Raw genomic sequence first — 21,655 nt, 5'->3', positions numbered from 1 at the left:
ATTAACGCGAGATTAGCCTGACAGGTTTCTACTGAAATAGAGAAGGGAAAATAATGAAAAAGGAGGCGTTTCTCATGGAGAAAACGATATATATTGTACGGCATTGTGAGGCGGAAGGTCAGTCTGCGCATGCTGACCTGACAGCAAATGGCGTAATGCAAGCTAGCAAACTGGCTGATTTTTTTGAGGATAAGCTAGTGGATCGGATTATTACGAGTCCCTTTCTTCGTGCCAGAATGACTGCCCAGCCATTGTCTGATCAAAAAGGGATTTATTACGAAGAAGATAGCCGTTTGGCGGAAAGAACCTTGAGTGAACATGATTTTGAAGACTGGCTTATTAAATTGGAGGACACGTTCCTTGATTTGAATCTCACGTATGAAGGAGGGGAATCTTCCAACGAAGCGATGAGCCGGGTATGTGATGTTGTCGACGAACTACCGGAAGGTTCCCATAGCGTAATCGTGACACATGGAAACTTGATGACATTATTGCTTCGCTGCTTTGATGAGCGGATCGGATTTAAAGAATGGCAGGCGTTAACGAATCCGGATGTCTACCAGGTCACGCAAAAAGATGGCCAAGTAGAGATGAAGCGAATTTGGACAGAGGATTCCAATTAAAAGAGCCTCCTTTGAAAAAGAGGCTCTGCATCGGTGAGAATACGAAAAGTCCGTTCCATTTCTATGTCACAGGGGAGGCGTCATTAGAAATAACGTGGTTTTTTAGTGTATCGCGTCGGTGTATTCGAGTTGCAACACCGACCGAAGGCTTAACTTGATTCAGCCGGAAGAACCCTTTGCTGAGAGGAATGCATCGATGGCATTCCGACACGCGAGCTTCTATGGGCTGATATAGGTTACCTATTCGTATGGTCACCGATGCAAGCTATCCTATCAACTTTTTGTGGCTAATACAAGGAGAAGCTGGCAGGTAGATGCAATATAAGCCTATCGAACGGATGCTATTCCAGAAAATTGGATGTCCTCTGGTACTTTTCCGTACAGCGTACAAGTAGGCTAATTTGATTTCAATATCTGAAAATTATAATGACTTTGTAGGTCGAGTGTGGTAAACTATGAAGACTATTTATTGAAAGGGCTGAGGGTGGACAGTGATTAACTAATCTCAATTTCCGACGAAATTTCATTTTGATCCGAACGGAAAACGGGATTAGTCTGTCCATTTTTACTCATCATACGTAAAGCAGCCCTATTGTACGGGGTTTCTTTGTGTTTTTTTCTGACTAATCCTTCCGTTCCAAAACGGAGGGATTTTTTTGTCCCTCCACATAGGAGGAATTTTTATGCTACTGGGTAAAATTAATGAAATAAGCTATAAGATTGGCGAAACAACTATATTGGATGCCGTTTCAGCCGAGCTTCCGCAAGACGCATGCATTGCGATTGTCGGAGCGAATGGAGCGGGGAAATCTACCCTGCTGTCTATTTTGGCCGGGGAACTGGCTCCCACTTCCGGATCCATCTATTGGGCTGGCCCGCACCCAAGCCTGACCTATTTTAAACAGGAACAGCGGGAGGAGGGGGACCGGGAGGATACAGGAGACATGTATGCTTACCGTTCCAAGTGGCATCTTCCAGACCATGTCCGCTATGCGACGGCGAGTGGAGGCGAACGGATGAAACTTCGCCTGTCAGCCGCTCTATCGCGAAACAGCCAGCTCGTATTGCTCGATGAACCGACAAATCATATGGATGCAGAAAGTTTGGAGGAGTTAGTTCGTGTGATTAATCAAAAGCAGGCGACCTATCTCATCGTGTCCCATGACCGCCACTTCATTGACCAGACAGCGGAATATGTGCTGGAGCTGGAAGACGGGAAGATGACCGTGTATACAGGAAACTATACGAGTTACCGCGAAAAAAAAGAGCAGGCGCGTGCCATTCAGGCACATCACTATGAAAAACAGCAACGGGAAATCAAACAAGTACAGGAACAAATCGCCCAGTTGAAAGAATGGTCAGCCAAGGCGCATGCCGAATCGACCAAAAAGGGTGGAGCGAAAGAATATTATCGTGTGAAAGCGAAAAAGAAAGATGTCCAAATTCGTTCGATGCAAAAACGGCTTGAAGCAAAACTGGCCAAGGAGCGGGTAGAGAAACCGGCTGAAGAGACGACCGTATGGTTTGATGTCAAAGGGGAGCGTAAAAAAGGGCACCGCGTCATGGAGCTGCAGAATGTACAAAAATCATACGGCAGTCAACAGCTCTTTTCGAATGTCTCCTTCACCGTGCAAGCAGGCGAGAGACTGGCACTGATTGGCCCAAATGGAAGCGGGAAATCCACGCTTTTTTCCATCTTGACCGGAAATACAACATGTGAGGGAGAGGTCTGGCTGTCTAACGGATTATCAATTGGCTATATGAGTCAGGCCGTTCTTGATTTGCCGCAGGACATTACAATGGCGGAGCATTTTCATCGTAATTCATTTGCTGAACAGGGGAAGCTGCGGACACAGCTGGCGAATCTTGGTTTGACGGAGGCCCATTGGGGATTGAAGTTAGGTGAATTAAGCCAAGGCGAACGGGTCAAAGTGAAACTGATGCAGTTCATCTTGGAAGGGATCGATGTACTGCTGCTAGATGAGCCGACGAACCATCTCGATTTGCCGTCACGAGAGCAGCTGGAGAAGACATTGGAAGCCTTTCCCGGCACGTTGCTCATTGCCTCCCATGACCGGTATTTCGTCGAAAAATTGGCGAAGGGCCTGCTACTATTTGAAAAGGGTACGATTCAGAAACGGCCCGTCACCTTCCAAGAATGGACGGAGAGAAAAGCTGCGCCCCTGGAAAGGAAGACTCCTGAGGATCGTCTGCGTCTGGAAACCGAGCTGCAAGCCGTTTTAGGCCAATTAAGCATGGAGATGCCGGGAAGTGATCGCTATAAGGAATTGGATGCGGCTTTTCATGAAGTGAGCAGGAAATTAAGAGAATTGGATAGATGATTTTGCGGCGCGTGATTATTTTGTCATGCGCCTGTATTTTGTCCATTCGGATATGAAAAACTGGCCCGTATACCCATTGCGCGGCTCTATTATGACGTTTGGCAGGGTGGGAAGAAGGGGATTGACGTACTAGATCGGCTCTCATGTTTAATGGCATGAAAAGTACAACACAATGGTAAGAAGGAGGGATGAGCCATGAATTTTGAGATTAAGCATGTAAAACATGAACATGATTTGATTTCCTTCACATGGAATGATGTCGGGGGTTTCTACAATGTATACAAAGATGGCGAACATTTATATGAAGGAAACGTGCCGGAATTTCAGGACGGCGACTTCAAACACGGCAAGCTGTATCACTATACGATCGAGCGGGTCGATCATAATGGGGTTGTCGATGTCATTGCGATGCAAACGTCTGCGTTTGCGGAGGAAAAAAATATTGAAAATCCGTTGCAATCGCTAGTCATGACAACCATCGTCGCGAAAACGCAAATCGCTCTTGCTTGGGAACGAATCAAGGATATAGAAGAATATGAGGTATTCCGAAACGGTGAGCTGGTGGATACGGTCAAGTCCAACCGATATATCGACCGGGATATTTCGCTCGATCAGCCTTATGCCTATGCTATTCGGGCAAAACGGCCTTTGGTAGAGTCTGAAGAAAAACTGACTACACTGAAGTCCGTGTTTTCCACGATTTATGGGGCATTGAATCCGTCGACAAGCGAGAAGGAGACAGCATCCGAAACGTTTACGATGATCAAATGGATCGGAAAGCCGAACGAGTTGCTTCTTCCCATCAATCAAAGAGAACGGGAGCTAAGGCCGGTTAACCATTGGAAATTCCGTTATACTACTTTCTTGCGGGAGGCATGGATAAAAAATCCGAATGTGCTGTCGCCCAATCATTATTTCCATGGAGACGGACGTGGATTTGATCCAAATGGAGAATCGTTCCGTACACGGGTTGATATCGAGCTGGCTTATGATTTGGAAAAACATCCAATGACGTTTACAAAGGAAGTCGGCCCTTCTATTGCGTACGATTACTTGAAACAATTCAAAGAAAAGAAGACCGCCTCACCAGATGGCATTACATTAAAACGGTTAGATCATCGGAAGGAGGAGTCGGGTTTCCTTTTGGAACACTCGGTCGGCAATCCTTTAACGACTGCTCCGAACATTGATTATGAAGTGAAGGCTGTCCTGCGGCGTCATGGCACGTTTGACATATCCGGCTATTTTGATCCTGCGCCAGATCATGAGATTTACTTATCCCGTGGACACGATGGAGAATGGGAACCGGTCTTGCAAGTGGAAAGCAAAGGGCTTGCCTTCATGTCCGATATTATCGCCTATCATTATTGGCGCTGTTCGAACTTTGAGTGAGCGGATGATTGAAAACTTCTTTTTTGACAGGAAGTTTTCAATTTGGTACTATTATCTCGAATTCGAGATATTTTATTTCGAGATAAATCCGAGGTGTGAAGCATGAAGAAAACAGCAGGGATTCATCATATAACGGCAATCGTCGGCCATCCTCAGGAAAACGCTGATTTTTATGCAGGCGTGTTAGGCCTGCGACTTGTGAAAAAGACGGTGAACTTTGATGATCCGGGTACGTATCATTTATATTTTGGCAATGAAGCCGGTGATCCCGGTACGATAATGACGTTCTTCAATTGGGCGGGCGCATATCCAGGGAAAATCGGAGACGGCCAGGTCGGAGTAACCGCATTTGCCATACCAAAGGGCTCCTTTTCATTTTGGGAAGATAGATTACAAAGTTTTCATATCCCGTTTACCATCAAGAAGCGCTTTAACGAACGATACTTATCATTTTCCGATCCCCACGGCTTGCAGCTGGAGCTCGTGGAAAGGGAAAATGTCCCGGCGAATTCATGGTCGTTCTCTGGCATAACCCCAAAAGAGGCGATCAATGGATTTGCGGTCGCAACTCTTCTTTCATCCAACCCGGAGGAGACAGCCGGGCTTCTTATGGAAATGGGATTTAAGCAAATTGGCAAGGAAGATGACATGATCCGTTTCCAATCCGAAGCGTCTATCGGTAATCAAATCGATTTGAAATTCACCCCGACAGGACGCGGCAGTATGGGCGTGGGTGTTGTTCATCATATCGCTTTTCGTGCCATCGATGACTATGATCAGCAAGAATGGAGCAAGCTATTGCGGCAGAAAGGCTTTCATGTGACACCTGTTCAAGATCGGAACTATTTTAATTCCATCTACTTTCAGGAGCCGGGTGAGATTTTATTTGAAATTGCAACCGATCCCCCTGGCTTTGCTGTCGATGAGTCACTTAAAACTATGGGATCTTCATTAATGCTGCCTCCACAATATGAGCAATTTCGGGATCGGCTGAATTCAGCTTTAATCCCCTTTACAGTACGCGAAAGGCGGGGAAATGAATGAAGCATATTTTTCAAGCAGGGAATCCGCAGCGTCCGACGCTCTTGCTGCTGCATGGTACTGGCGGAACGGAACAGGACTTGTTGCCGCTTGGGCGAATGATTGACGAGGAAGCCTCAGTTTTAAGTGTCAGAGGAAACGTGTTGGAAAACGGCATGCCACGCTTTTTCAAACGGCTTGCGGAAGGTGTGTTTGATGAAGAAGATTTGATTTTCCGGACAAAGGAACTTGATGCTTTTTTAGATGACGCGGCGATGGAGTATGGCTTCGACAGATCGAACATCGTGGCGGTCGGCTATTCGAATGGTGCGAACATCGCGGCAAGCTTGTTGTTTCATTATGCCAAATCATTGAAAGGTGCGATTCTGCATCATCCTATGGTCCCCCGGCGTGGTATCGGATTGCCTGATTTAACGGGTGTTCCGGTATTCATTACAGCTGGAAAAAATGACCCCATCTGTCCTGCGCAAGAAACGATGGACTTGGACAGCTTGCTCCTTGAGGCAGGTGCTCAAACAGCGGTTCACTGGGAAATGAACGGACATTCGCTGACGCAGACGGAAGTAGCGGCAGCGGCAAAATGGTATAAAGAAAATATAAAATAGAGGTGTTGAAGTATGGTGAAAACAGCAATCGTATATTACAGTTCAGGCGGTACGAATTATCAACTGGCAAAATGGGCGGCAGAAGCAGCGAAGGAAGCCGGTTCCGAAGTTCGAATTCTAAAGGCGGCCGAAACAGCTCCACAAGCAGCCATTGAATCAAATCCGGCGTGGAAAGCGAATGTGGAAGCGACGAAGGATGTACCGGAAGTAAAGCCAGAGGATCTCGAATGGGCAGATGCCATCATTTTCAGCGTTCCCACACGTTTCGGCAATATGCCGGGCCAGATGAAGAATTTCTTGGATACGACAGGCGGCCTCTGGGCAAAAGGAAAACTGGCCAACAAAGCGGTCAGTGCCATGTCATCTGCTCAAAATCCACATGGCGGCCAGGAAGCGACCATCCTTTCTCTTTATACTACTATGTATCACTGGGGTGCCATTGTAGTAGCACCGGGTTATACGGATCCAGTCACTTTCGGCGCGGGCGGCAATCCTTACGGAACAAGCGTCACTGTCGGCCAAGACGGCAAAATGATCGAAGATGTTCAGGCGGCAGTCAAACATCAAGCCAAACGAACGGTACAAGTAGCGAAAGCCTTGGCACACTTAGAAGCATAAAATCGAAAACCGGCGATGTGCCGGTTTTTTATTTTTGCCGTTAGAGGCTACCTGCTTGTGAATAAAGCCTTTGGAATGACAGGCACTTCATAGGAACCAGGGATAACGCGGAATCATGCATGTGAACTGGCAAGATGGCATAGCAGTCTGGAACCGAGCGGTTACTAGAATGGTGTTTTTATTTACATGAATCGCTTGTTTTATTTTCACTACAAATTTAGGATCCGTGACCGCTCGTATATTCGTACGAACCACTCGTATATCGCAGTAACAGCTCAATTGTGTTTCCAAACCGCTCGTATATTTCAGTAACCTCTCGAATATCTCGATAACCGCTCGTATCTCCCGCGAGACCTCTCGTATCTTCCGATGAACCGCTCGATTGTTCAAGGGGGTGCTCGCTTATTTTAGAGGCTGCTCGTATCCGTTGGAAGAATCCTCGATTGGCATTCTCGACTGCCCATTCATCACCACAAAAAACCGGCCCACTGCTGGACCGGCTGCTTACCATGACTACTTCGCTTTTTCCGGCCGAGGCCAGATGAAGTAGGAAAGGGAGATGACTACATCGACTGCTAAAATGATTGCCCATAACCGTAGCATGTCAAACAGCGCTTCGGTTTTTTCGGCATCCCCGATGAGGTAGATCATAGCGATGAGGAAGGTGCCTCCAATGATGAAGGCGAGCACATGTTGCAAGGAGCCTTTCATGGAATGGCGTGCATGGGCGTATCCCGTTTTCTTCACCGGCTTTGTGCCTTGTTTTTTTACATAGTATAAAAACCGTTCATCCGCCCAGCGTATCATGCTTTTTCCGAAAGCGATGGAAACGCCCAGATAGATGGCAGCTAAGGCGTGTATTTGTGTGGCGACTGCTCCGTTATACAAATCGGAGGCGGTGACGAAGAGCAACAGTAAATCGATGACTGGTGTGAGGGCGAGGAAAAACAGGCCAAGGCGTTTCTTGTTGAAAACATATCGTGTGATGAGGCCGGCTAAGATAACGACCCAAAAGCCGATTTCACAGGCAATGATCGTCCAAGCAATAAAATTCATGGATTCACCTCTTTATTTAATACAGTTGTATTGGTTATGTGCATCGTACCATATTATGTTTAATTAATACAAGTGTATTGTTAAAAATTCTTTTTTATTCTACACTGATAGTATGCCAAAAATAATTAATCATGAAGAGCGGAAACAACAGATTGCACAGGCGATGTGGCGTGTCATTTTGGATAAAGGAATGGAAGGGGCGACAGTGCGGAATATTGCGGCAGAGGCGGGGCTCTCACTTGGAGCGCTCCGTCATTATTTTTCAACACAAGATGACTTGCTAGTCTATGCGATGACGCTCGTGCAAGAAAGGGCAACGGCCCGGATTGAGGCAGTCGTAAAAAATGAGCTGCCTCCAAAGGAAATGGTGCTGGCCGTACTTTATGAAATTGTGCCGATCAGCGAAGAAACTCGAGCGGAAATGGAAGTCTGGTTCGCTTTCGTTGCGTATGTCAATCACCGGAAAGAGGAGCTGCCGATCCCGGATGATGGCATTTGGACAGGCGTACAAAAGGTAATGCATTACTTACAAGCAACATCGTTATTGAAGGAGGGGCTCGATTTGGATTTGGAGTCTGAGCGGCTCTATTCTTTGATTGACGGCATTGCGATTCATGCATTGCTGGATCCGGACCGGTTGGATGCGGAACGGGTCAAAAAAACGATACGCTATCATATTGACTCGATTTGCATGGAAGCATAAGGTCTTTGGTTCCATAACCAGAACCGGGACTAACTATTCCTCTTCTTCTCCAAGTATCGCCAATTAATCTGAAACTTGCTAAAATGTCGGTACTACGAAGGGGAGGTATAAGGTTGATGCGAGAGTGGATCATCCGATTATTGGCTTTTTCTGCAATTGCCATTTTGTTGAGTGGTTGTTCAGAGAAAGGGAAACCAGAGCCTGATGTGACTGAGGCTTCAGATGAGGTGAAACTTGACACCGAACAGTCGAAAGAGGCTGAAGAGGAAACACCGGCTCCTAGTGTATTAGATGAAATAAAAGAAATCCAAATACCGGTTTCAGAGGAAACCTTCCGTGCCCAGAAGCCTGGGATTTTTACCGCGGATATTCCGCATGAAGAGGAAACGAAGCAGAAATGGGGACGCTTCGGGCTCGGCGACTATAAAGAGGAGTTGACGGAGAAGCTCAGTGAGGTGACAGCGGAAACTCAGGATCCGGAATTGTTATTCAAGGCGCTTCATTATTATGTCGGCAGCAATGCCTATGATAAGGTAGCAACCGATCTGGAAGAATTTAATGTAGATTGGTTTGAGCCTTACTTGCCGGAACCAGGCGAAGTGGAAGGTGCGCAGGAAGCCGAGCAACAGCCTGGAAAAGCAATCATTTTGCTGGACGCCAGTTCCAGTATGCTGCTGTCCGTTGAGGGAAAACAGAAAATGGCGATCGCCAAGCGGGCAACATCGCGTTTTGCAAGTACGATCGGAATGAGGGATGATGTGTCGCTTGTCGTGTATGGTCATGCCGGGACGCAAAATCAGTCCGATAAAGAATTATCCTGTACGACGATCGAAGAAGTATATCCGATGAGCGCGTTTGATGCGGCAAAATTCAAGGACGCTGTGGACGGTGTGGAAGCGAAAGGTTGGACGCCGATTGCCGAAGCGATAAAATTCGCTCGGGAACAGTCAGAGGGATCAACTGAAAATCTGACCGTCTATATCGTGAGTGATGGCGCTGAAACATGCGGCGGGGATCCAGTGGCGGAGGCGAAGGCGTTTGCTGAGGCTAATGATGGGCGTAAAGTGAATATAATTGGTTTTGATGTGGACCAGCAAGGCGAGCAGCAATTAAAAGCGGTAGCAGAAGCCGGAAAAGGGGAATATATTTCGGCTAAAACAATCGATGAACTCGATCAGTCGATTACAAAGCAGTGGCTTCCTTCATTGCAAGATATTATGGGCAAATCCAACTCGCTATTGAAGCATTGGGGCCAAGGATATGATGAGATGGTCAATCGCTCTGCTATTGCATCTCAATTCTGGTATGCCTCGCTGAATGAATCGAGCCGCATGTTCGAGGCGCTGCAGGTGATGAGAAGTGAAAAGATGATTACGGCCGAAGTGTATGATCAGATCAAAGAAATGATCAACGCGAAAGAAGCCGCTGCGATTGAAGTGAAAAAGGAACTGAACGAACGGGCACGGATCCGGGTCGAAAATGAACGGCAAGAAATCATTAACCGAGTTAACGACTGGACGGACCGAATGTTCGAATTGCGGAAAACGCAGGGGAAATAAAGGGAGAGGGCCAGTCGATAACGGGAGACTGGCCCATTCTGTTTCATCGCTAGTCATATAGGGAGATGCAGACGAATTTGAACATTTAGCGAAAGGGTGCGTCTCTATAAGAAAGGAGGCGCTACGATGAAGAAGTGGAAAGTTCTAACGATCGGGTCGCTTGTGTGTGCCATATGCCTGCTCATTCCAGCTTTTAAGCCGGACGTTTGGGATTATAATCTTGAATTAATGAAGGGGCAGATTCGTAAGATGGATCCTCAACAACAAGTTGCATTATCGGACATCACTCCGTTTGAATGGGACGTCCTATATTCATTTGTGCCATATGCTTCAAAGGAAGCAGTGTATGAGACGGTTGGATACCGGTGGGACAACATCCAAGAAACGGTGAGTGAAGGCATGAATCAGATTGTTTTCATGCACGATGGGAAAGTCGTATGCCATATATATGGATATCCTGCCAATAATGGTTTTGGTTTGTATGTGAAAGGCCAGAATGAGGGAGAGCCGTTTGTAAGCATCAATTCTAGTGATCATATTATATTGACGCCCAAACAAATGAAAGACGCAATCTTACTGTATCAAACAGAAAAATAGGAAGCCGCCATGCGATCAGCATGACAGCTTCCTATTTTTCGTGTGGCAGCACAATTCGGAAGAGCGTCCCTTTGTCTTGTTCGCTTTCCACTGTAATGGTGCCGCCATGCAATTGGACGAGCTGTTTGACGATGGACAGGCCAAGCCCGAACTCGCCATATGGATTCGTCGTGCGTGAATCAATCGCTTTGTAAAAACGGTTCCATATCTTTTCGACTTCCTCGGCCTGCATGCCGATCCCAGTATCCTCAATCTCAATAACCGTTCCTTCATCTGCCGAGCGGCCCCGAAGCCAGATCGTCCCTTTTTCGGTGAACTGAATACTATTTTTCGTGATGTTAATTAATACCTGGGTCAGCCGGTCATAGTCGGCCCACACAGATATCTGGCCATCCACAGAAACAATGATCCGGTCGCCCTTTTCTTCTGCAGCATCTTCCAGTTGTTCGCCAATGATTTCAAGCAGCTCGGTCAGATCGATTTCTTGTTTCATCAGTGTGACTTGATTGGAGCGGATTTTTTCGTAATCCAGGTTTTCATTCACAAGCCGGATGAGCCGCATCGTTTCCCGGCTTGCCAGTTCGAGCCCACGCTCCTTTTCTGACTCCGATATCATATCGTTTCGCAGCCCTTCGATGATGCCCCGGATGGTCGTAAGCGGGGTGCGGAGTTCATGTGACACGTCCGCCATGAATTGCCGGCGCCGGTTCTCTAGGCTTTCAATCTCTTCCATGGATGCACCGAGCTTTTCCACCATGCCATTGAAGTCTCCTGCCAATTCCCCGATTTCATCGACTTCAGAAGAGGGAATCCGGACGGAGTAATCGCCTTGTGAAACGTTTGCCGTCGCAGCGCGCAGCCGTTTGATGCGTCTGCCGTGGAATCGGGACAGCAGACTGCTCAGCAAAAGGGCTGCCAGGAGGGCAAGACCCATTGCATAGAGGACATAGCTGTTCAACTCGGAGATGAGTTCGCGCGACCCTTTTATGGGCGACGTGAGCAGGATGCCGCCCCCGAAATGCCCATTATGGAAATACGGCAGCAAAGCGAAGGTCACCGCTTGGTTAAACCGCTTATATTCCTGCTTTACTGTAATGGCTTTGCCGTTTTGTAATTCATTCCACTCTTCTTCGTTTAGCTCGATCAACGCCGTCTTCAATCCAGTGGAATAAATGATCCGGGAATTTTCATCAAACAGGCTGTACTGGATATCACGTCCGCCGAGCACATGCCCGTACGATTGCAACACCATCCGTGAATTTCCATTGGTCTCAAGTTCATTCAAAATGGAGGAGCCGTATGACAACAGTTCCTCGGTTTTATTTTCGTAAACGAAATTGCGGGCAAAACTTGAAAACAGCAAGCTCAGAATCACAAAAGCGATAATGATAACACCTAGATGGCTCGCCAGCTGCTGATAGAAATATTTAATTTTCATCGGCCGCTTCCTTCCGACTCATCAAATCGGTACCCAACGCCCCATACCGTATGGAAAAAAGGTCTTTCTCCTGTGGAAACCTTCGTCCGCAGTCTTTTAATATGGACATCGACCGTCCGATCGTCCCCGTAGAAATCATAGCCCCACACTCGGTCCAGCAATTGTTCGCGTGAGAAAACTTGTTTAGGATGCTGGATGAAAAAATGAAGCAGGTCAAATTCCTTAGGCGTCAGATTTGGAACGGGCTTCCCGTCCAGGAGCACTTCCCGCGTGCTCGAATTTAACCGGAAATGAGCAGTCACAAGCCAATCGGGATCTTCCACTTGAGAATCCTTGCGGCCGGCGTATCGGCGGGTGACCGCCTTAATGCGGGCGAGTAAAGCGAGCGGGCTGAAGGGCTTCGTCACGTAGTCATCCGCCCCCATTTCAAGCCCCAGTACTTGCTCGGATTCGGTGTTTTTCGCTGTCAGCATAATAATGGGAACTTCCACTTCCTGCTGGCGCAACTTCCGGCAAATCGTAACGCCATCCATGCTGGGTAACATCCAATCGATAATTAAGCAATCCCACTTTTCCGCCTGTGCCCGTTCATAGCCGACCAAGCCATCCGCTACAAATTCACCTTGTATTTTTTCTTTCTCAAAAAAGAGCCCGATCATGGAAGCGACACTTTCATTGTCTTCAATTACTAGGATTTTCAATGGCTTGTCCTCCCTTTAAAATGCGTTACTGAAATTATATCGGAAGATGGCATGGCAAAACACCTCTGCCGCTTGTTCGGCAAAGGTGTTGGCTGTGCATTTCGCATTTATTTCAAATCCGCATTGCTAGTCAACGTCAATTCCACAGTCTGCTTTTGGTTGTCCCGATAAATGGTCAATTTCGCTTTGTCTCCGATTTTGAGATCGGAATAAAGGACTTTTCGAAGATCCATCGCGTTTTTGATGTTTGTGCCGTTAATAGATGTAATAACATCCTGCTCCTTCAAGCCGGCCTTTGCAGCGGAGGAATTCGGATCGACCGAAGTGACCATGACGCCGCCTTCTATTTCCTTAGGCAAGTGTTGGACATACATATAAGGGACGTTGGCAAGGTCAGCAAGGCCGACACCCATGTATGGACGTTCAATTTTACCTGATTTCATGATTTGCTCGACGAGCGGAACGACATCATTGCTCGGTATGGCAAAGCCGATGCCTTCTACGCCGCTTTCAGCAATTTTCAAGCTGTTAATGCCAATGACTTTTCCGTCTTCATTGATTAGCGCGCCGCCGCTGTTACCGGGGTTAATGGCTGCGTCTGTCTGGATGACATCCATTTTCCAAGCACCAGCTGAAGTGTTGACGTCGATGGAGCGGGCGGGTGCGCTGATGATGCCACGTGTCACCGTTCCTGAGAAATCAAGGCTGAGCGGGTTTCCGATCGCGATGACGGAATCGCCTGCACGAACTTGATCGGAATTTCCGAATTCCAAATACGTATCCACGTATTTCTTATCGATTTTAACGACTGCCAAGTCTGTCAATGCATCGCTGCCGACTAATTCTCCCTCGGCTTTTTCCCCTTTCGAAGTCGTAACTTCTATTTTGGCAGCACCCTCGATGACATGATTGTTTGTCACGATGTAAGCCGTCTTATCGTCGATTTTAAAGACGACCCCAGAGCCAGTCCCATATTCAGAAATAGAGGAGCCCCCCGCAAACCGGTTTCCTTGCTCCTGATAATTAGTAATCCCGACAATCGCCTTCGATGTGTTTTCCACCATGTCCGACAAGGAAGTGTTTTTCGTCACTGCCGTATTAACCACATTCGTGTTGCTCGTTTTGTCCTGTGATGAAAGAACTGACGAAGGTGTTTCCGTTTTGGACTGGGCATTCAGCAGATCCGTATTCGCCACAACACCGAGAGTCAAGGCAGAGCCGATGACACCTGCACCAATAGTAGACAGCAACCGTTTTCCGAATGAGTTTTCCATGAATAAAACCCCTTTACTATGAGTAGTTAAGTTGATTGTAAAGGGAAGATGTTAACAAATTATTACGGAAGTATGAGGAGATGTTAAATAAAAGGTTTTATTAGCTTGATAATTTGTTGGTGTAATTTATAGAAGTATTAAATACTGGCAAGGAATACCCTGCCAACTATAGTCTTATAACTTGAAATAGTAAATATAGTCAGATAGAATAAGAGAGAAATGGAAGATAAGTGGGGGACATCGTTGAATGAAATGTAAGCGCATTCAAAATGAATAACCTGTCTTATCCCTTCATAAGCTGGCTTTGTGTGCAATCGAGCACTTTACAATAGCAATTTTTAAGAGAATAGGGAGGAATGGAACATGGTACAAGCTGTAGAAAAACACGTTTATGCGTTTCCGAACACAGAAGGGGCAAAGGTGAACTTCAAGGAGCGGTACGATAATTATATCGGCGGTAAATGGACAGCCCCTGTGAAAGGGGAGTACTTTGACAATGTCACGCCTGTAACCGGCAAAGTGTTTACACAAGTGGCCCGTTCCACGGCCGAGGACATTGAGCTTGCTCTCGACGCAGCGCATGCCGCAAAGGATGCTTGGGGGAAGACATCCGTTACGGAACGCGCGAATATCCTTTTGAAGATTGCTGATCGAATGGAAGAGAATTTGGAAATGCTTGCAGTTGCAGAAACATGGGAGAATGGGAAAGCCGTGAGGGAGACACTGAATGCCGACCTGCCGTTAGCGATCGACCACTTCCGCTACTTTGCCTCTGCGATTCGTTCGCAGGAAGGCGGCGTCAGCCAAATCGACAATCATACAGTGGCTTATCATTTCCACGAACCGATCGGGGTTGTTGGGCAGATCATTCCATGGAACTTCCCGCTGCTTATGGCAGTATGGAAGCTGGCTCCGGCGCTTGCCGCAGGAAACTGCGTTGTCTTGAAGCCGGCGGAACAGACGCCTTCGTCCATTATGGTACTAATGGAATTAATTGAAGATCTGCTTCCGGCTGGTGTTGTGAATATCGTAAACGGGTTTGGCCTCGAAGCAGGAAAACCACTTGCGTCCAATCCGCGTATCGGCAAGATTGCGTTTACAGGTGAAACGACAACAGGCCGACTGATTATGCAGTATGCATCTCAAAATTTGATTCCTGTCACACTGGAGCTTGGCGGTAAATCACCGAACATTTTCTTTGAAGATGTAATGGCTGAAGATGATTCGTTCTTGGATAAAGCAGTCGAAGGATTTGTCCTATTCGCGTTGAATCAAGGCGAAGTGTGTACATGTCCATCGCGTGCGCTCATCCAGGAGTCCATCTATGACAAGTTCATGGAACGTGCGATTGAGCGGGTAAAGGCGATCAAAACTGGAAATCCGCTTGACCCAACCGTTATGATGGGTGCGCAGGCATCGACAGAACAAATGGAAAAAATCCTTTCTTATCTCGATATCGGTAAGCAGGAAGGGGCAGAATGCCTGACTGGAGGCGACCGCAACAAGATGGAAGGGGACTTGGCGGACGGTTATTATATCCAGCCGACTGTATTTAAAGGAAATAACAAGATGCGGATTTTCCAGGAGGAGATTTTCGGACCTGTCGTATCCGTAACGACTTTTAAAACAAAGGAAGAGGCACTTGAAATCGCCAATGATACGTTATACGGATTAGGTGCAGGTGTCTGGACGCGTGATATGAATACAGCTTATCGCTTCGGACGCGGCATCGAAGCAGGGCGAGTATGGACGAACTGCTATCACGCCTATCCGGCCCACGCGGCATTCGGCGGCTATAAGGCATCCGGCATCGGGCGGGAAAACCACCTTCAAATGCTGGCGCATTACCAACAGACGAAAAACATGCTCATCAGCTATAGCGAAGACAAGCTAGGATTCTTTTAATGGAAAGGAGACGGGTCCATGCCTGAACGCGTTTTAGCGACAGACGCTGCTTTGGGATTGATCGAAAAGCTGAAGGCGAAGCACGGCCCGCTCATGTTCCATCAATCGGGCGGCTGCTGTGACGGATCCTCCCCGATGTGTTATCCGGAAGGCGATTTGATCATCGGCGACCAGGACGTGCTTCTCGGCCATATCGGCGGTGTGCCGTTTTATATGCATAAAAATCAGTATGAGTATTGGAGACATACGCAGCTGATCATTGATGTTGTAGACGGGAGGGGTGGCATGTTTTCGCTGGAAGGCGTTGAGGGCAAGCGGTTCCTCACCAGGTCTCGCGCTTTCACGGCGGAAGAAAATGAAAAGATACGGCAAGCTGCAGAAACATCATAAATTCATGGAGGAGATAGACATTCTGTTTATCTCCTTTTTGCACGCGCAAAAAAACGCTTCCTGTAAGGAAGCGTCAGAGCGTAGACAAAAGCATATTAATTTGTTGTGGCGTATAGAAATAATATACAACCGCTACTTACATTTAGATTCCTAGTAAAGTTGATTTACGCTTCTGGCGGTCGCTTTCCGGGGGGCGGGCGGTGAGCCTCCTCGTCCGCTTCGCTTCCTGTGGGGTCTCACCTGTCCCGCTCATCCCCCAGGAGTCGCCGCCTTCCGCTCCAATCAACGGATGTTCTGCTAACAAGGTATGTTGTTATTAATAATTAATATGATAGACCTCGTATACAAGAAGTTTAGAGAGTCTTCATGTATTTACTCAACAATTAAGAAATTGTATTAAAGGCAGGGAACGCAACGAAGACTCCTATGGGAATAGCTTGAGCTGAAGACCCCGCAGGAACGGAGTGACGAGGAGGCTGAAGCCAAGCCCATGGAAAGCGAAGTTGCGCTCCCTGCCGGTTGGTTTATGCATTTCCATTCATCTAAAAGTGACTTTGTCTACAGTCTGACGCTTCCTGTAAGGAAGCGCGTTTCTTCAGATGAATCGTTTACGTTCTTCGGGTGTCGGCAACATGCAAGCTTCTTCCTGTTTGCCAAACCATTTATAACGATTCTTGGCCACATAATCATAGACTTTGTCACGGATTTTTCGTGGAACCAGTATAAATAGAAAGAGCAGATGCCAGAGACCATCCAGTTTCTTTGCAATATGAAGCGCGGCAGCAGACTTCGTGTAAGCTCTCCCATTATCAATCAAGACTAGACTGTCTACATCATCTGGAATGTGAAATTGCTTCACATATTTTTTTCCGGTTTCACTTTGCAGTGAGGAAAAAAGAAAATGATTAGCTGGATCTCGTTTAATGATGAATTGGACACTGGAGTTGCAGAAGTTGCATTCACCATCGAAGAGGACAATTCGTTTCATGTTTCTTTACCTCCTTCTGGGGGCTTTTATTACTATTACTACTATATCCTTTCTGCGTTATGGTGAAACGGAAGAATTGTTTTATCGGTGACTGAATATTTAGTATACCAAAGCCTGAATCATAATATAATAGTTTACTCGTTCTAATAGAATAGGGGGTAACTAATAGTAGCGGAGTCCTGTCGGTCATTGGTGATGGTGCAAGTGGTCACGGATTACTTTGAAGGAGGATGATGTGGATGGGACAAAAACCGGTTGATCCAACTGAGATGGAACGCAGACGAGATCTGGACTATATAGCCTCTTTGGATATGATCGGAGAAGGAGCTCCAGTTCACTACGCAAATGATGAGACAGGTAATAAAAGAAGAACAGAGGCGGCAGGTTACGATGAATCTGAACTGCCGCCCGCCTATCAATAATAACGTGCCCCACTATGTGGGGTATATTTATTTTCCTGAAGAATCTTCAAATACGTCATCCAAACTGTTCGTGACCTTCAATGTATTGATTGGTCTATGGGCAGCGTAATGGATAGCTCCATGGCCACCGATATAAAAATCGGTGTTTTTTTGTGCTGCCGCAAATTCATCCAATTCATCCAATAAGCCAGGATTTTTCTTGAAAGGCACTGAGGTTGAGGCAGATAACAACACTTTTGCCGGCTTCAACCTTTTGACAAGAGATTGAATGGCGCCTGGGGCAGGTGAGGAGGCCACAACAATCGTTTTGTACCCCTTCATCATGCTCTTCAGCGCTAAAATATGGATCGGAATTTCATGCCGTTCGTCTGGCAGGCATGCCGTTACGAGAATGGGTGCATCATTCCGATATTGATGGGTTCTGCGGATCTGCACAAGGAAATCACGTACAACGAGACTGGAGACGGACTCTTGATACTCATCCCATTCACCAAGTTCCCAACGCAATCCGACTTCTTTCAGGAAGGGGATGACGATGGTATCGAGAAATGGTGCTAAGCCGAGCTCGAGATAAGCGTTTTGCAATAAAACATTCAATTCGATTTCGTCACAAACGGCACCGCTATCTAACAGCTTTCGGACAGTTTCATTGTCATTAGCCGAAGGCATTTCGAGGGTAGGGGCTTCAGAAATAAAAGTCCCTGCCTCCATTTCTTCTTTCGCCATATCAGCTGCTTGGCGAATCGGGAAGCCTTGGTCGGCCAGTGTTTTAACTTTTGCTAACAGCTGGATGTCCTGCTCGCTATATACTCGGTATCCGTTTGGCAGACGATCTGGGACGATCAGGGAATACCTCTCTTCCCATTTACGGATGACTTGTGTCGAAAGCCCCGTGGCCTCTGCTACTTGTTTGATTGTATATACTCCATTTTCTGAGACAGACATTCGAGTGCTCACTTCCTTCACAAGACGCTGTAATTAGTATATCTGATTTTTTACACTCGTACAACGTTTGATGTACAATGATTGTACAGGGTTTATTATGAATTGAAATGAAAAGGGCGTGAATGGATATGAAGAAGGCGTATCAACTGCTTGGTATCGGCATTGTTGCGGGCTTAGTGCTGTCCCTATTTTTTAAATGGATTGAACAGGCAACTGGCCATAAGGTCTATACCTTGTTATTGAATGTGGATTATATACCCGTTTTCCGTAATTATACGTATTCCGAACCTGTAGAAGTGTTGTTTCATCTAATTGTCTCCATTGTTCTCGTATTTGTCCTCCAATTCGTAATAGAAAAGAGAAACATCAAACAGATCATTGGCTTCTGTACATTAGTCAATTTTTTAATCGGGGCTCTTATTTATCCGACAACGGGTCTATCGATGCGTACACCACCTATTGATAGTGTGGCTGCTATCGTTTATTGGCTGATTGGGCATATTGTATACGGATTGGTTCTAGGGATTCTCCTTACCCGTACCCGGTGGAGGAAGACGGCTGTACAGAGAGAAGTGTAAGAGATGTTAGCAAACTATGTACAAACGTTTGACATAGTGAGGAACTAGCATTCATAATATAGGAATCAGCTAGTGGAAGGGGAAGTTACAAATGGTCATCAAATTCTTTACAAGAAGCAACCGTCCTGTGGTTGTTCACCAACCGCATGAGAGAGAAGTTCCGAAACCTGTTATCCAGCTCAACACTTACCCCACATTGCAGAAACAGATGGAACTGATTCATTTTACACTGGATGATCTAGCCCTTCTCCAAAGTTATGAACCGTTTGTCCGAAAAGGTGCCGGCGAAATCGTTTCTATCTTCTATGAAAAAGTGTTAGAGGTGCCGACGCTACGTGAATTAATTGAGGAACGTTCGAATATGGACCATTTGAAAAAAGTGCTGGCTGATTACATTACGAGCATGTTTGACGGCATCTTTGATGATGATTCGATCCGGAGGAAAGAAAAATTGGCGGCTATCCATTTCCGTATGGGAGTAGAGCCGAAATGGTATGTCGGGATGTTTTATCAGATTGAGCAAGTGCTGGTACGGTTAATTACAGAGCCGATGGAATCAAGTGCTGAAAAGGAGCGGGCAATCAAAACTGTTGGGAAGCTTTTGAATCTGGAAATGCAGATTGTCCTTGAAGCATACGAAAGAAATAATGAAATGATAAGAAAAGAGCAAAATGAACGTGTGAAGAATGAGTTAAAAGGGAAAATATCTTCGATCAGTGAAGATTTGGCAGGTTTGACAGATGAAACGCATGCTTCAGTGGAAGAGGCAAATCGAAATGTGTCGGGGATGAGGGCGCTTATTCATAAAAGAGTGGAGGATGTCGGAGCCATTCGAACCTACGCGGAGAAAGGTCACGAAAAGATTAGGGAATTGGATGTACATATGACAGCCGTGATGGAAGAGACGGAACATATGGGGGAACTTGTTGGTGAGCTGACACGCTCTTCCAAAGAAATCATTTCTATCGCAGGTCTCGTAAAAGGGATAGCTGAACAGACGAATTTGCTGTCGCTGAATGCTTCCATTGAAGCCGCAAGGGCTGGCGAAGCGGGAAGGGGCTTTGCGGTTGTGGCGAAAGAAGTGCGCGCGCTTGCAGAGCAGTCCAAGCACTCGGTGGAGCAGATTACAGAACATATTCGACAATCGACCGAGCTGACGAGACAAACAGTTGAAGTAATTGGAACGGTACGGCAGGGAGTTCACGCTGGACTGGAAAAATCGGGTGAATCCAGATTGAAATTTGAAAAGATCCACAATGCTATCGTTTCCAACGCGCAGGACATTCACCAAATGGAATCGGATATTGCCGCTCTATTAGAAGTGTTCCATGAGATCGGGAAAGAGACGAAGAAAGTGTCCGCCACTGCGGACAGCCTTCATCAGACGGCAATTCACATATAAAGGAGTGAAAAGAATGTTTTTAGCGTGGAATGAAATCGTCAAGAATAAACTGAGGTTTACGCTCATTACCAGCGTATTGCTGCTTGTTGCCTACTTGGTTTTCTTTTTATCTGGATTGGCGACTGGGTTGAAGAATTTAAACCGGGAAGCGGTCGATAATTGGAAAGCCGATGCGGTCGTATTGACGGATGAATCAGACAAGAGCCTGTATCAGTCTTCTTTGACGCTCGATCAGGCCAAGGATGTCAAAGCGAATGAAACGGCTGTCCTTGGTCAAATGAGTGCCATTGCGAACAATGGGAAAAAGAAGACGAATGTCTCATTGTTCGGCATTCGGCCGGAGGAGTTTTTAATGCCGGCTATCTCAGAAGGAAATCCTTTCAGTGCGGAAAATGAAGTCGTTGCAGATGCCTCCTTGAAAGAAGAGGGTTTTACAGTAGGAGATGAATTAAGCATCTCATCGACAGATATTAAGCTTAAAATAACTGGATTTATGGAAGCATCCCGGTTCAATGCCTCCCCTGTGCTTTACATGGACTTGGACACATTGAATCGTGTGAAGTATGGAGAAGCGGTGGAAGCGAACAAGGATCGGATTAATGCGGTCGTAATCCGAGGTGAAATGCAGGAGATTGCAGACGATTCTCTCGAAGTGATTGAAACCGAAACGTTTATTAAAAATCTGCCTGGCTATACCGAGCAGAATTTGACACTGACTTTTATGATCTACTTTCTATTTATCATCTCTTCTGTGATCGTTGCCATCTTCTTATACGTCTTGACGGTGCAGAAAATTAGCATGTTTGGTGTCATGAAAGCGCAAGGGATTTCCAGCTTTTATCTATCTAGATCGGTCATCGCCCAAACATTTTTACTCGCGTTTGTTGGGGTTGCCATCGGCTTGGTGCTCACTTTGGTAACCGGAGCCTTTTTGCCGGCTGCCGTGCCAGTTTCTTTTGATATCCCTACAATGCTCGTGTACGGCGCTGTATTAGTAGTCGTTGCGATTGCGGGAGCGGTGTTCTCTGTGATGACGATTGTACGGATTGATCCATTGAAAGCGATAGGAGGGTGAG

General features: G+C 46.5%; 22 protein-coding genes. 15 read left to right on the top strand and 7 right to left on the bottom strand.

The window, feature by feature from the left end:
• Window positions 1-74: 74 nt before the first annotated feature.
• The 6 genes from L7D49_RS08230 to wrbA all read left to right on the top strand — a co-directional run bounded on the left by L7D49_RS08230 (window position 75) and on the right by wrbA (window position 6,621).
• Window positions 75-623, top strand: a complete 549-nt coding sequence (locus tag L7D49_RS08230; RefSeq protein ID WP_238080347.1) for a histidine phosphatase family protein — start codon at window positions 75-77, stop codon at window positions 621-623.
• Window positions 624-1,306: 683 nt separating this feature from the next.
• Window positions 1,307-2,965 (top strand): ribosomal protection-like ABC-F family protein, encoded by a 1,659-nt coding sequence (gene abc-f / locus L7D49_RS08225; RefSeq protein ID WP_238080346.1) that lies wholly within the window; start codon window positions 1,307-1,309, stop codon window positions 2,963-2,965.
• A gap of 195 nt (window positions 2,966-3,160) precedes the next feature.
• Entirely contained in the window at window positions 3,161-4,357 is a 1,197-nt protein-coding gene (locus L7D49_RS08220) for a DUF3238 domain-containing protein (RefSeq protein ID WP_238080345.1), read from the top strand.
• Window positions 4,358-4,459: 102 nt separating this feature from the next.
• On the top strand, window positions 4,460-5,401 hold the full coding sequence (locus tag L7D49_RS08215; RefSeq protein WP_238080344.1) for a ring-cleaving dioxygenase: 942 nt from the start codon (window positions 4,460-4,462) through the stop codon (window positions 5,399-5,401).
• Complete coding sequence (locus L7D49_RS08210; protein ID WP_238080343.1) at window positions 5,398-6,003, top strand: alpha/beta hydrolase; 606 nt, start codon at window positions 5,398-5,400, stop codon at window positions 6,001-6,003. The genes L7D49_RS08215 and L7D49_RS08210 overlap by 4 nt, the downstream gene beginning before the upstream one ends.
• Before the next feature lie 12 nt (window positions 6,004-6,015).
• Window positions 6,016-6,621 carry an NAD(P)H:quinone oxidoreductase gene (gene wrbA, locus L7D49_RS08205; RefSeq protein ID WP_238080342.1) on the top strand — a complete coding sequence of 202 codons (606 nt, stop codon included), beginning with the start codon at window positions 6,016-6,018 and terminating at the stop codon, window positions 6,619-6,621.
• Between the two features lie 217 nt (window positions 6,622-6,838).
• Here the strand turns inward: wrbA and L7D49_RS08200 are convergent, their stop codons facing one another.
• Both L7D49_RS08200 and L7D49_RS08195 read right to left on the bottom strand, forming a co-directional pair.
• Window positions 6,839-7,132, bottom strand: a complete 294-nt coding sequence (locus L7D49_RS08200; protein ID WP_238080341.1) for a hypothetical protein — start codon at window positions 7,130-7,132, stop codon at window positions 6,839-6,841.
• 2 nt (window positions 7,133-7,134) lie between these two features.
• Window positions 7,135-7,677 carry a hypothetical protein gene (locus L7D49_RS08195; protein WP_238080340.1) on the bottom strand — a complete coding sequence of 181 codons (543 nt, stop codon included), beginning with the start codon at window positions 7,675-7,677 and terminating at the stop codon, window positions 7,135-7,137.
• Window positions 7,678-7,789: 112 nt separating this feature from the next.
• Between L7D49_RS08195 and L7D49_RS08190 the strand changes: the two genes are divergently transcribed.
• The 3 genes from L7D49_RS08190 (at window position 7,790) to L7D49_RS08180 (ending at window position 10,536) form a co-directional block, all read left to right on the top strand.
• A complete protein-coding gene (locus L7D49_RS08190; protein ID WP_238080339.1) occupies window positions 7,790-8,380 on the top strand; it encodes a TetR/AcrR family transcriptional regulator in 591 nt (196 codons plus the stop codon).
• 116 nt (window positions 8,381-8,496) lie between these two features.
• Window positions 8,497-9,939 (top strand): vWA domain-containing protein, encoded by a 1,443-nt coding sequence (locus L7D49_RS08185; RefSeq protein WP_238080388.1) that lies wholly within the window; start codon window positions 8,497-8,499, stop codon window positions 9,937-9,939.
• A 126-nt stretch (window positions 9,940-10,065) separates the two neighbouring features.
• Complete coding sequence (locus L7D49_RS08180; RefSeq protein ID WP_238080338.1) at window positions 10,066-10,536, top strand: hypothetical protein; 471 nt, start codon at window positions 10,066-10,068, stop codon at window positions 10,534-10,536.
• Between the two features lie 31 nt (window positions 10,537-10,567).
• On the opposite strand, the gene L7D49_RS08175 is transcribed toward L7D49_RS08180, so the two are convergent.
• The 3 genes from L7D49_RS08175 to L7D49_RS08165 form a co-directional block, all read right to left on the bottom strand.
• Window positions 10,568-11,974, bottom strand: a complete 1,407-nt coding sequence (locus L7D49_RS08175; protein ID WP_238080337.1) for a sensor histidine kinase — start codon at window positions 11,972-11,974, stop codon at window positions 10,568-10,570.
• A complete protein-coding gene (locus L7D49_RS08170; protein ID WP_238080336.1) occupies window positions 11,971-12,675 on the bottom strand; it encodes a response regulator transcription factor in 705 nt (234 codons plus the stop codon). The genes L7D49_RS08175 and L7D49_RS08170 overlap by 4 nt, the downstream gene beginning before the upstream one ends.
• Window positions 12,676-12,782: 107 nt before the next feature.
• A complete protein-coding gene (locus L7D49_RS08165; RefSeq protein ID WP_238080335.1) occupies window positions 12,783-13,949 on the bottom strand; it encodes a S1C family serine protease in 1,167 nt (388 codons plus the stop codon).
• Window positions 13,950-14,312: 363 nt separating this feature from the next.
• On the opposite strand from L7D49_RS08165, the gene adh reads away from it, so the two are divergent.
• Together adh and L7D49_RS08155 are read left to right on the top strand one after the other, a co-directional pair.
• Window positions 14,313-15,854 (top strand): aldehyde dehydrogenase, encoded by a 1,542-nt coding sequence (adh, locus tag L7D49_RS08160; protein ID WP_238080334.1) that lies wholly within the window; start codon window positions 14,313-14,315, stop codon window positions 15,852-15,854.
• 18 nt (window positions 15,855-15,872) lie between these two features.
• Window positions 15,873-16,244, top strand: coding sequence for a DUF779 domain-containing protein (locus tag L7D49_RS08155; protein WP_238080333.1), 372 nt, complete (start codon window positions 15,873-15,875; stop codon window positions 16,242-16,244).
• Window positions 16,245-16,839: 595 nt separating this feature from the next.
• Here the strand turns inward: L7D49_RS08155 and L7D49_RS08150 are convergent.
• Entirely contained in the window at window positions 16,840-17,232 is a 393-nt protein-coding gene (locus L7D49_RS08150; protein WP_238080332.1) for a thiol-disulfide oxidoreductase DCC family protein, read from the bottom strand.
• A gap of 239 nt (window positions 17,233-17,471) precedes the next feature.
• On the opposite strand from L7D49_RS08150, the gene L7D49_RS08145 reads away from it, so the two are divergent.
• Window positions 17,472-17,654, top strand: a complete 183-nt coding sequence (locus L7D49_RS08145) for a hypothetical protein (RefSeq protein ID WP_238080331.1) — start codon at window positions 17,472-17,474, stop codon at window positions 17,652-17,654.
• 27 nt (window positions 17,655-17,681) lie between these two features.
• Here the strand turns inward: L7D49_RS08145 and L7D49_RS08140 are convergent, their stop codons facing one another.
• Window positions 17,682-18,599 carry a MerR family transcriptional regulator gene (locus tag L7D49_RS08140; RefSeq protein ID WP_238080330.1) on the bottom strand — a complete coding sequence of 306 codons (918 nt, stop codon included), beginning with the start codon at window positions 18,597-18,599 and terminating at the stop codon, window positions 17,682-17,684.
• A 122-nt stretch (window positions 18,600-18,721) separates the two neighbouring features.
• Between L7D49_RS08140 and L7D49_RS08135 the strand changes: the two genes are divergently transcribed.
• The 3 genes from L7D49_RS08135 to L7D49_RS08125 all read left to right on the top strand — a co-directional run bounded on the left by L7D49_RS08135 (window position 18,722) and on the right by L7D49_RS08125 (window position 21,654).
• Complete coding sequence (locus L7D49_RS08135; protein WP_238080329.1) at window positions 18,722-19,177, top strand: hypothetical protein; 456 nt, start codon at window positions 18,722-18,724, stop codon at window positions 19,175-19,177.
• A 91-nt stretch (window positions 19,178-19,268) separates the two neighbouring features.
• On the top strand, window positions 19,269-20,579 hold the full coding sequence (locus L7D49_RS08130) for a globin-coupled sensor protein (RefSeq protein ID WP_238080328.1): 1,311 nt from the start codon (window positions 19,269-19,271) through the stop codon (window positions 20,577-20,579).
• Window positions 20,580-20,592: 13 nt separating this feature from the next.
• Window positions 20,593-21,654, top strand: a complete 1,062-nt coding sequence (locus L7D49_RS08125) for an ABC transporter permease (RefSeq protein ID WP_238080327.1) — start codon at window positions 20,593-20,595, stop codon at window positions 21,652-21,654.
• Window position 21,655 lies beyond the last annotated feature (1 nt).

Origin of the sequence: Sporosarcina cyprini (assembly GCF_022048975.1) — a bacterium.
In the GTDB taxonomy this organism is placed as follows: domain Bacteria; phylum Bacillota; class Bacilli; order Bacillales_A; family Planococcaceae; genus Sporosarcina; species Sporosarcina cyprini.
Note: the sequence above shows the minus strand (reverse complement) of the source record. Positions and strands in the feature narration are given on the sequence as shown.

Bases quoted from the DNA above. Each gene is read 5' to 3' on its own strand.
- L7D49_RS08230 (WP_238080347.1), top strand. From the start codon at position 75: ATGGAGAAAACGATATATATTGTACGGCATTGTGAGGCGGAAGGTCAG.
- abc-f (WP_238080346.1), top strand. From the start codon at position 1,307: ATGCTACTGGGTAAAATTAATGAAATAAGCTATAAGATTGGCGAAACA.
- L7D49_RS08220 (WP_238080345.1), top strand. From the start codon at position 3,161: ATGAATTTTGAGATTAAGCATGTAAAACATGAACATGATTTGATTTCC.
- L7D49_RS08215 (WP_238080344.1), top strand. From the start codon at position 4,460: ATGAAGAAAACAGCAGGGATTCATCATATAACGGCAATCGTCGGCCAT.
- L7D49_RS08210 (WP_238080343.1), top strand. From the start codon at position 5,398: ATGAAGCATATTTTTCAAGCAGGGAATCCGCAGCGTCCGACGCTCTTG.
- wrbA (WP_238080342.1), top strand. From the start codon at position 6,016: ATGGTGAAAACAGCAATCGTATATTACAGTTCAGGCGGTACGAATTAT.
- L7D49_RS08200 (WP_238080341.1), bottom strand. From the start codon at position 7,132: ATGGTAAGCAGCCGGTCCAGCAGTGGGCCGGTTTTTTGTGGTGATGAA.
- L7D49_RS08195 (WP_238080340.1), bottom strand. From the start codon at position 7,677: ATGAATTTTATTGCTTGGACGATCATTGCCTGTGAAATCGGCTTTTGG.
- L7D49_RS08190 (WP_238080339.1), top strand. From the start codon at position 7,790: ATGCCAAAAATAATTAATCATGAAGAGCGGAAACAACAGATTGCACAG.
- L7D49_RS08185 (WP_238080388.1), top strand. From the start codon at position 8,497: ATGCGAGAGTGGATCATCCGATTATTGGCTTTTTCTGCAATTGCCATT.
- L7D49_RS08180 (WP_238080338.1), top strand. From the start codon at position 10,066: ATGAAGAAGTGGAAAGTTCTAACGATCGGGTCGCTTGTGTGTGCCATA.
- L7D49_RS08175 (WP_238080337.1), bottom strand. From the start codon at position 11,974: ATGAAAATTAAATATTTCTATCAGCAGCTGGCGAGCCATCTAGGTGTT.
- L7D49_RS08165 (WP_238080335.1), bottom strand. From the start codon at position 13,949: ATGGAAAACTCATTCGGAAAACGGTTGCTGTCTACTATTGGTGCAGGT.
- adh (WP_238080334.1), top strand. From the start codon at position 14,313: ATGGTACAAGCTGTAGAAAAACACGTTTATGCGTTTCCGAACACAGAA.
- L7D49_RS08155 (WP_238080333.1), top strand. From the start codon at position 15,873: ATGCCTGAACGCGTTTTAGCGACAGACGCTGCTTTGGGATTGATCGAA.
- L7D49_RS08150 (WP_238080332.1), bottom strand. From the start codon at position 17,232: ATGAAACGAATTGTCCTCTTCGATGGTGAATGCAACTTCTGCAACTCC.
- L7D49_RS08145 (WP_238080331.1), top strand. From the start codon at position 17,472: ATGGGACAAAAACCGGTTGATCCAACTGAGATGGAACGCAGACGAGAT.
- L7D49_RS08140 (WP_238080330.1), bottom strand. From the start codon at position 18,599: ATGTCTGTCTCAGAAAATGGAGTATATACAATCAAACAAGTAGCAGAG.
- L7D49_RS08135 (WP_238080329.1), top strand. From the start codon at position 18,722: ATGGATATGAAGAAGGCGTATCAACTGCTTGGTATCGGCATTGTTGCG.
- L7D49_RS08130 (WP_238080328.1), top strand. From the start codon at position 19,269: ATGGTCATCAAATTCTTTACAAGAAGCAACCGTCCTGTGGTTGTTCAC.
- L7D49_RS08125 (WP_238080327.1), top strand. From the start codon at position 20,593: ATGTTTTTAGCGTGGAATGAAATCGTCAAGAATAAACTGAGGTTTACG.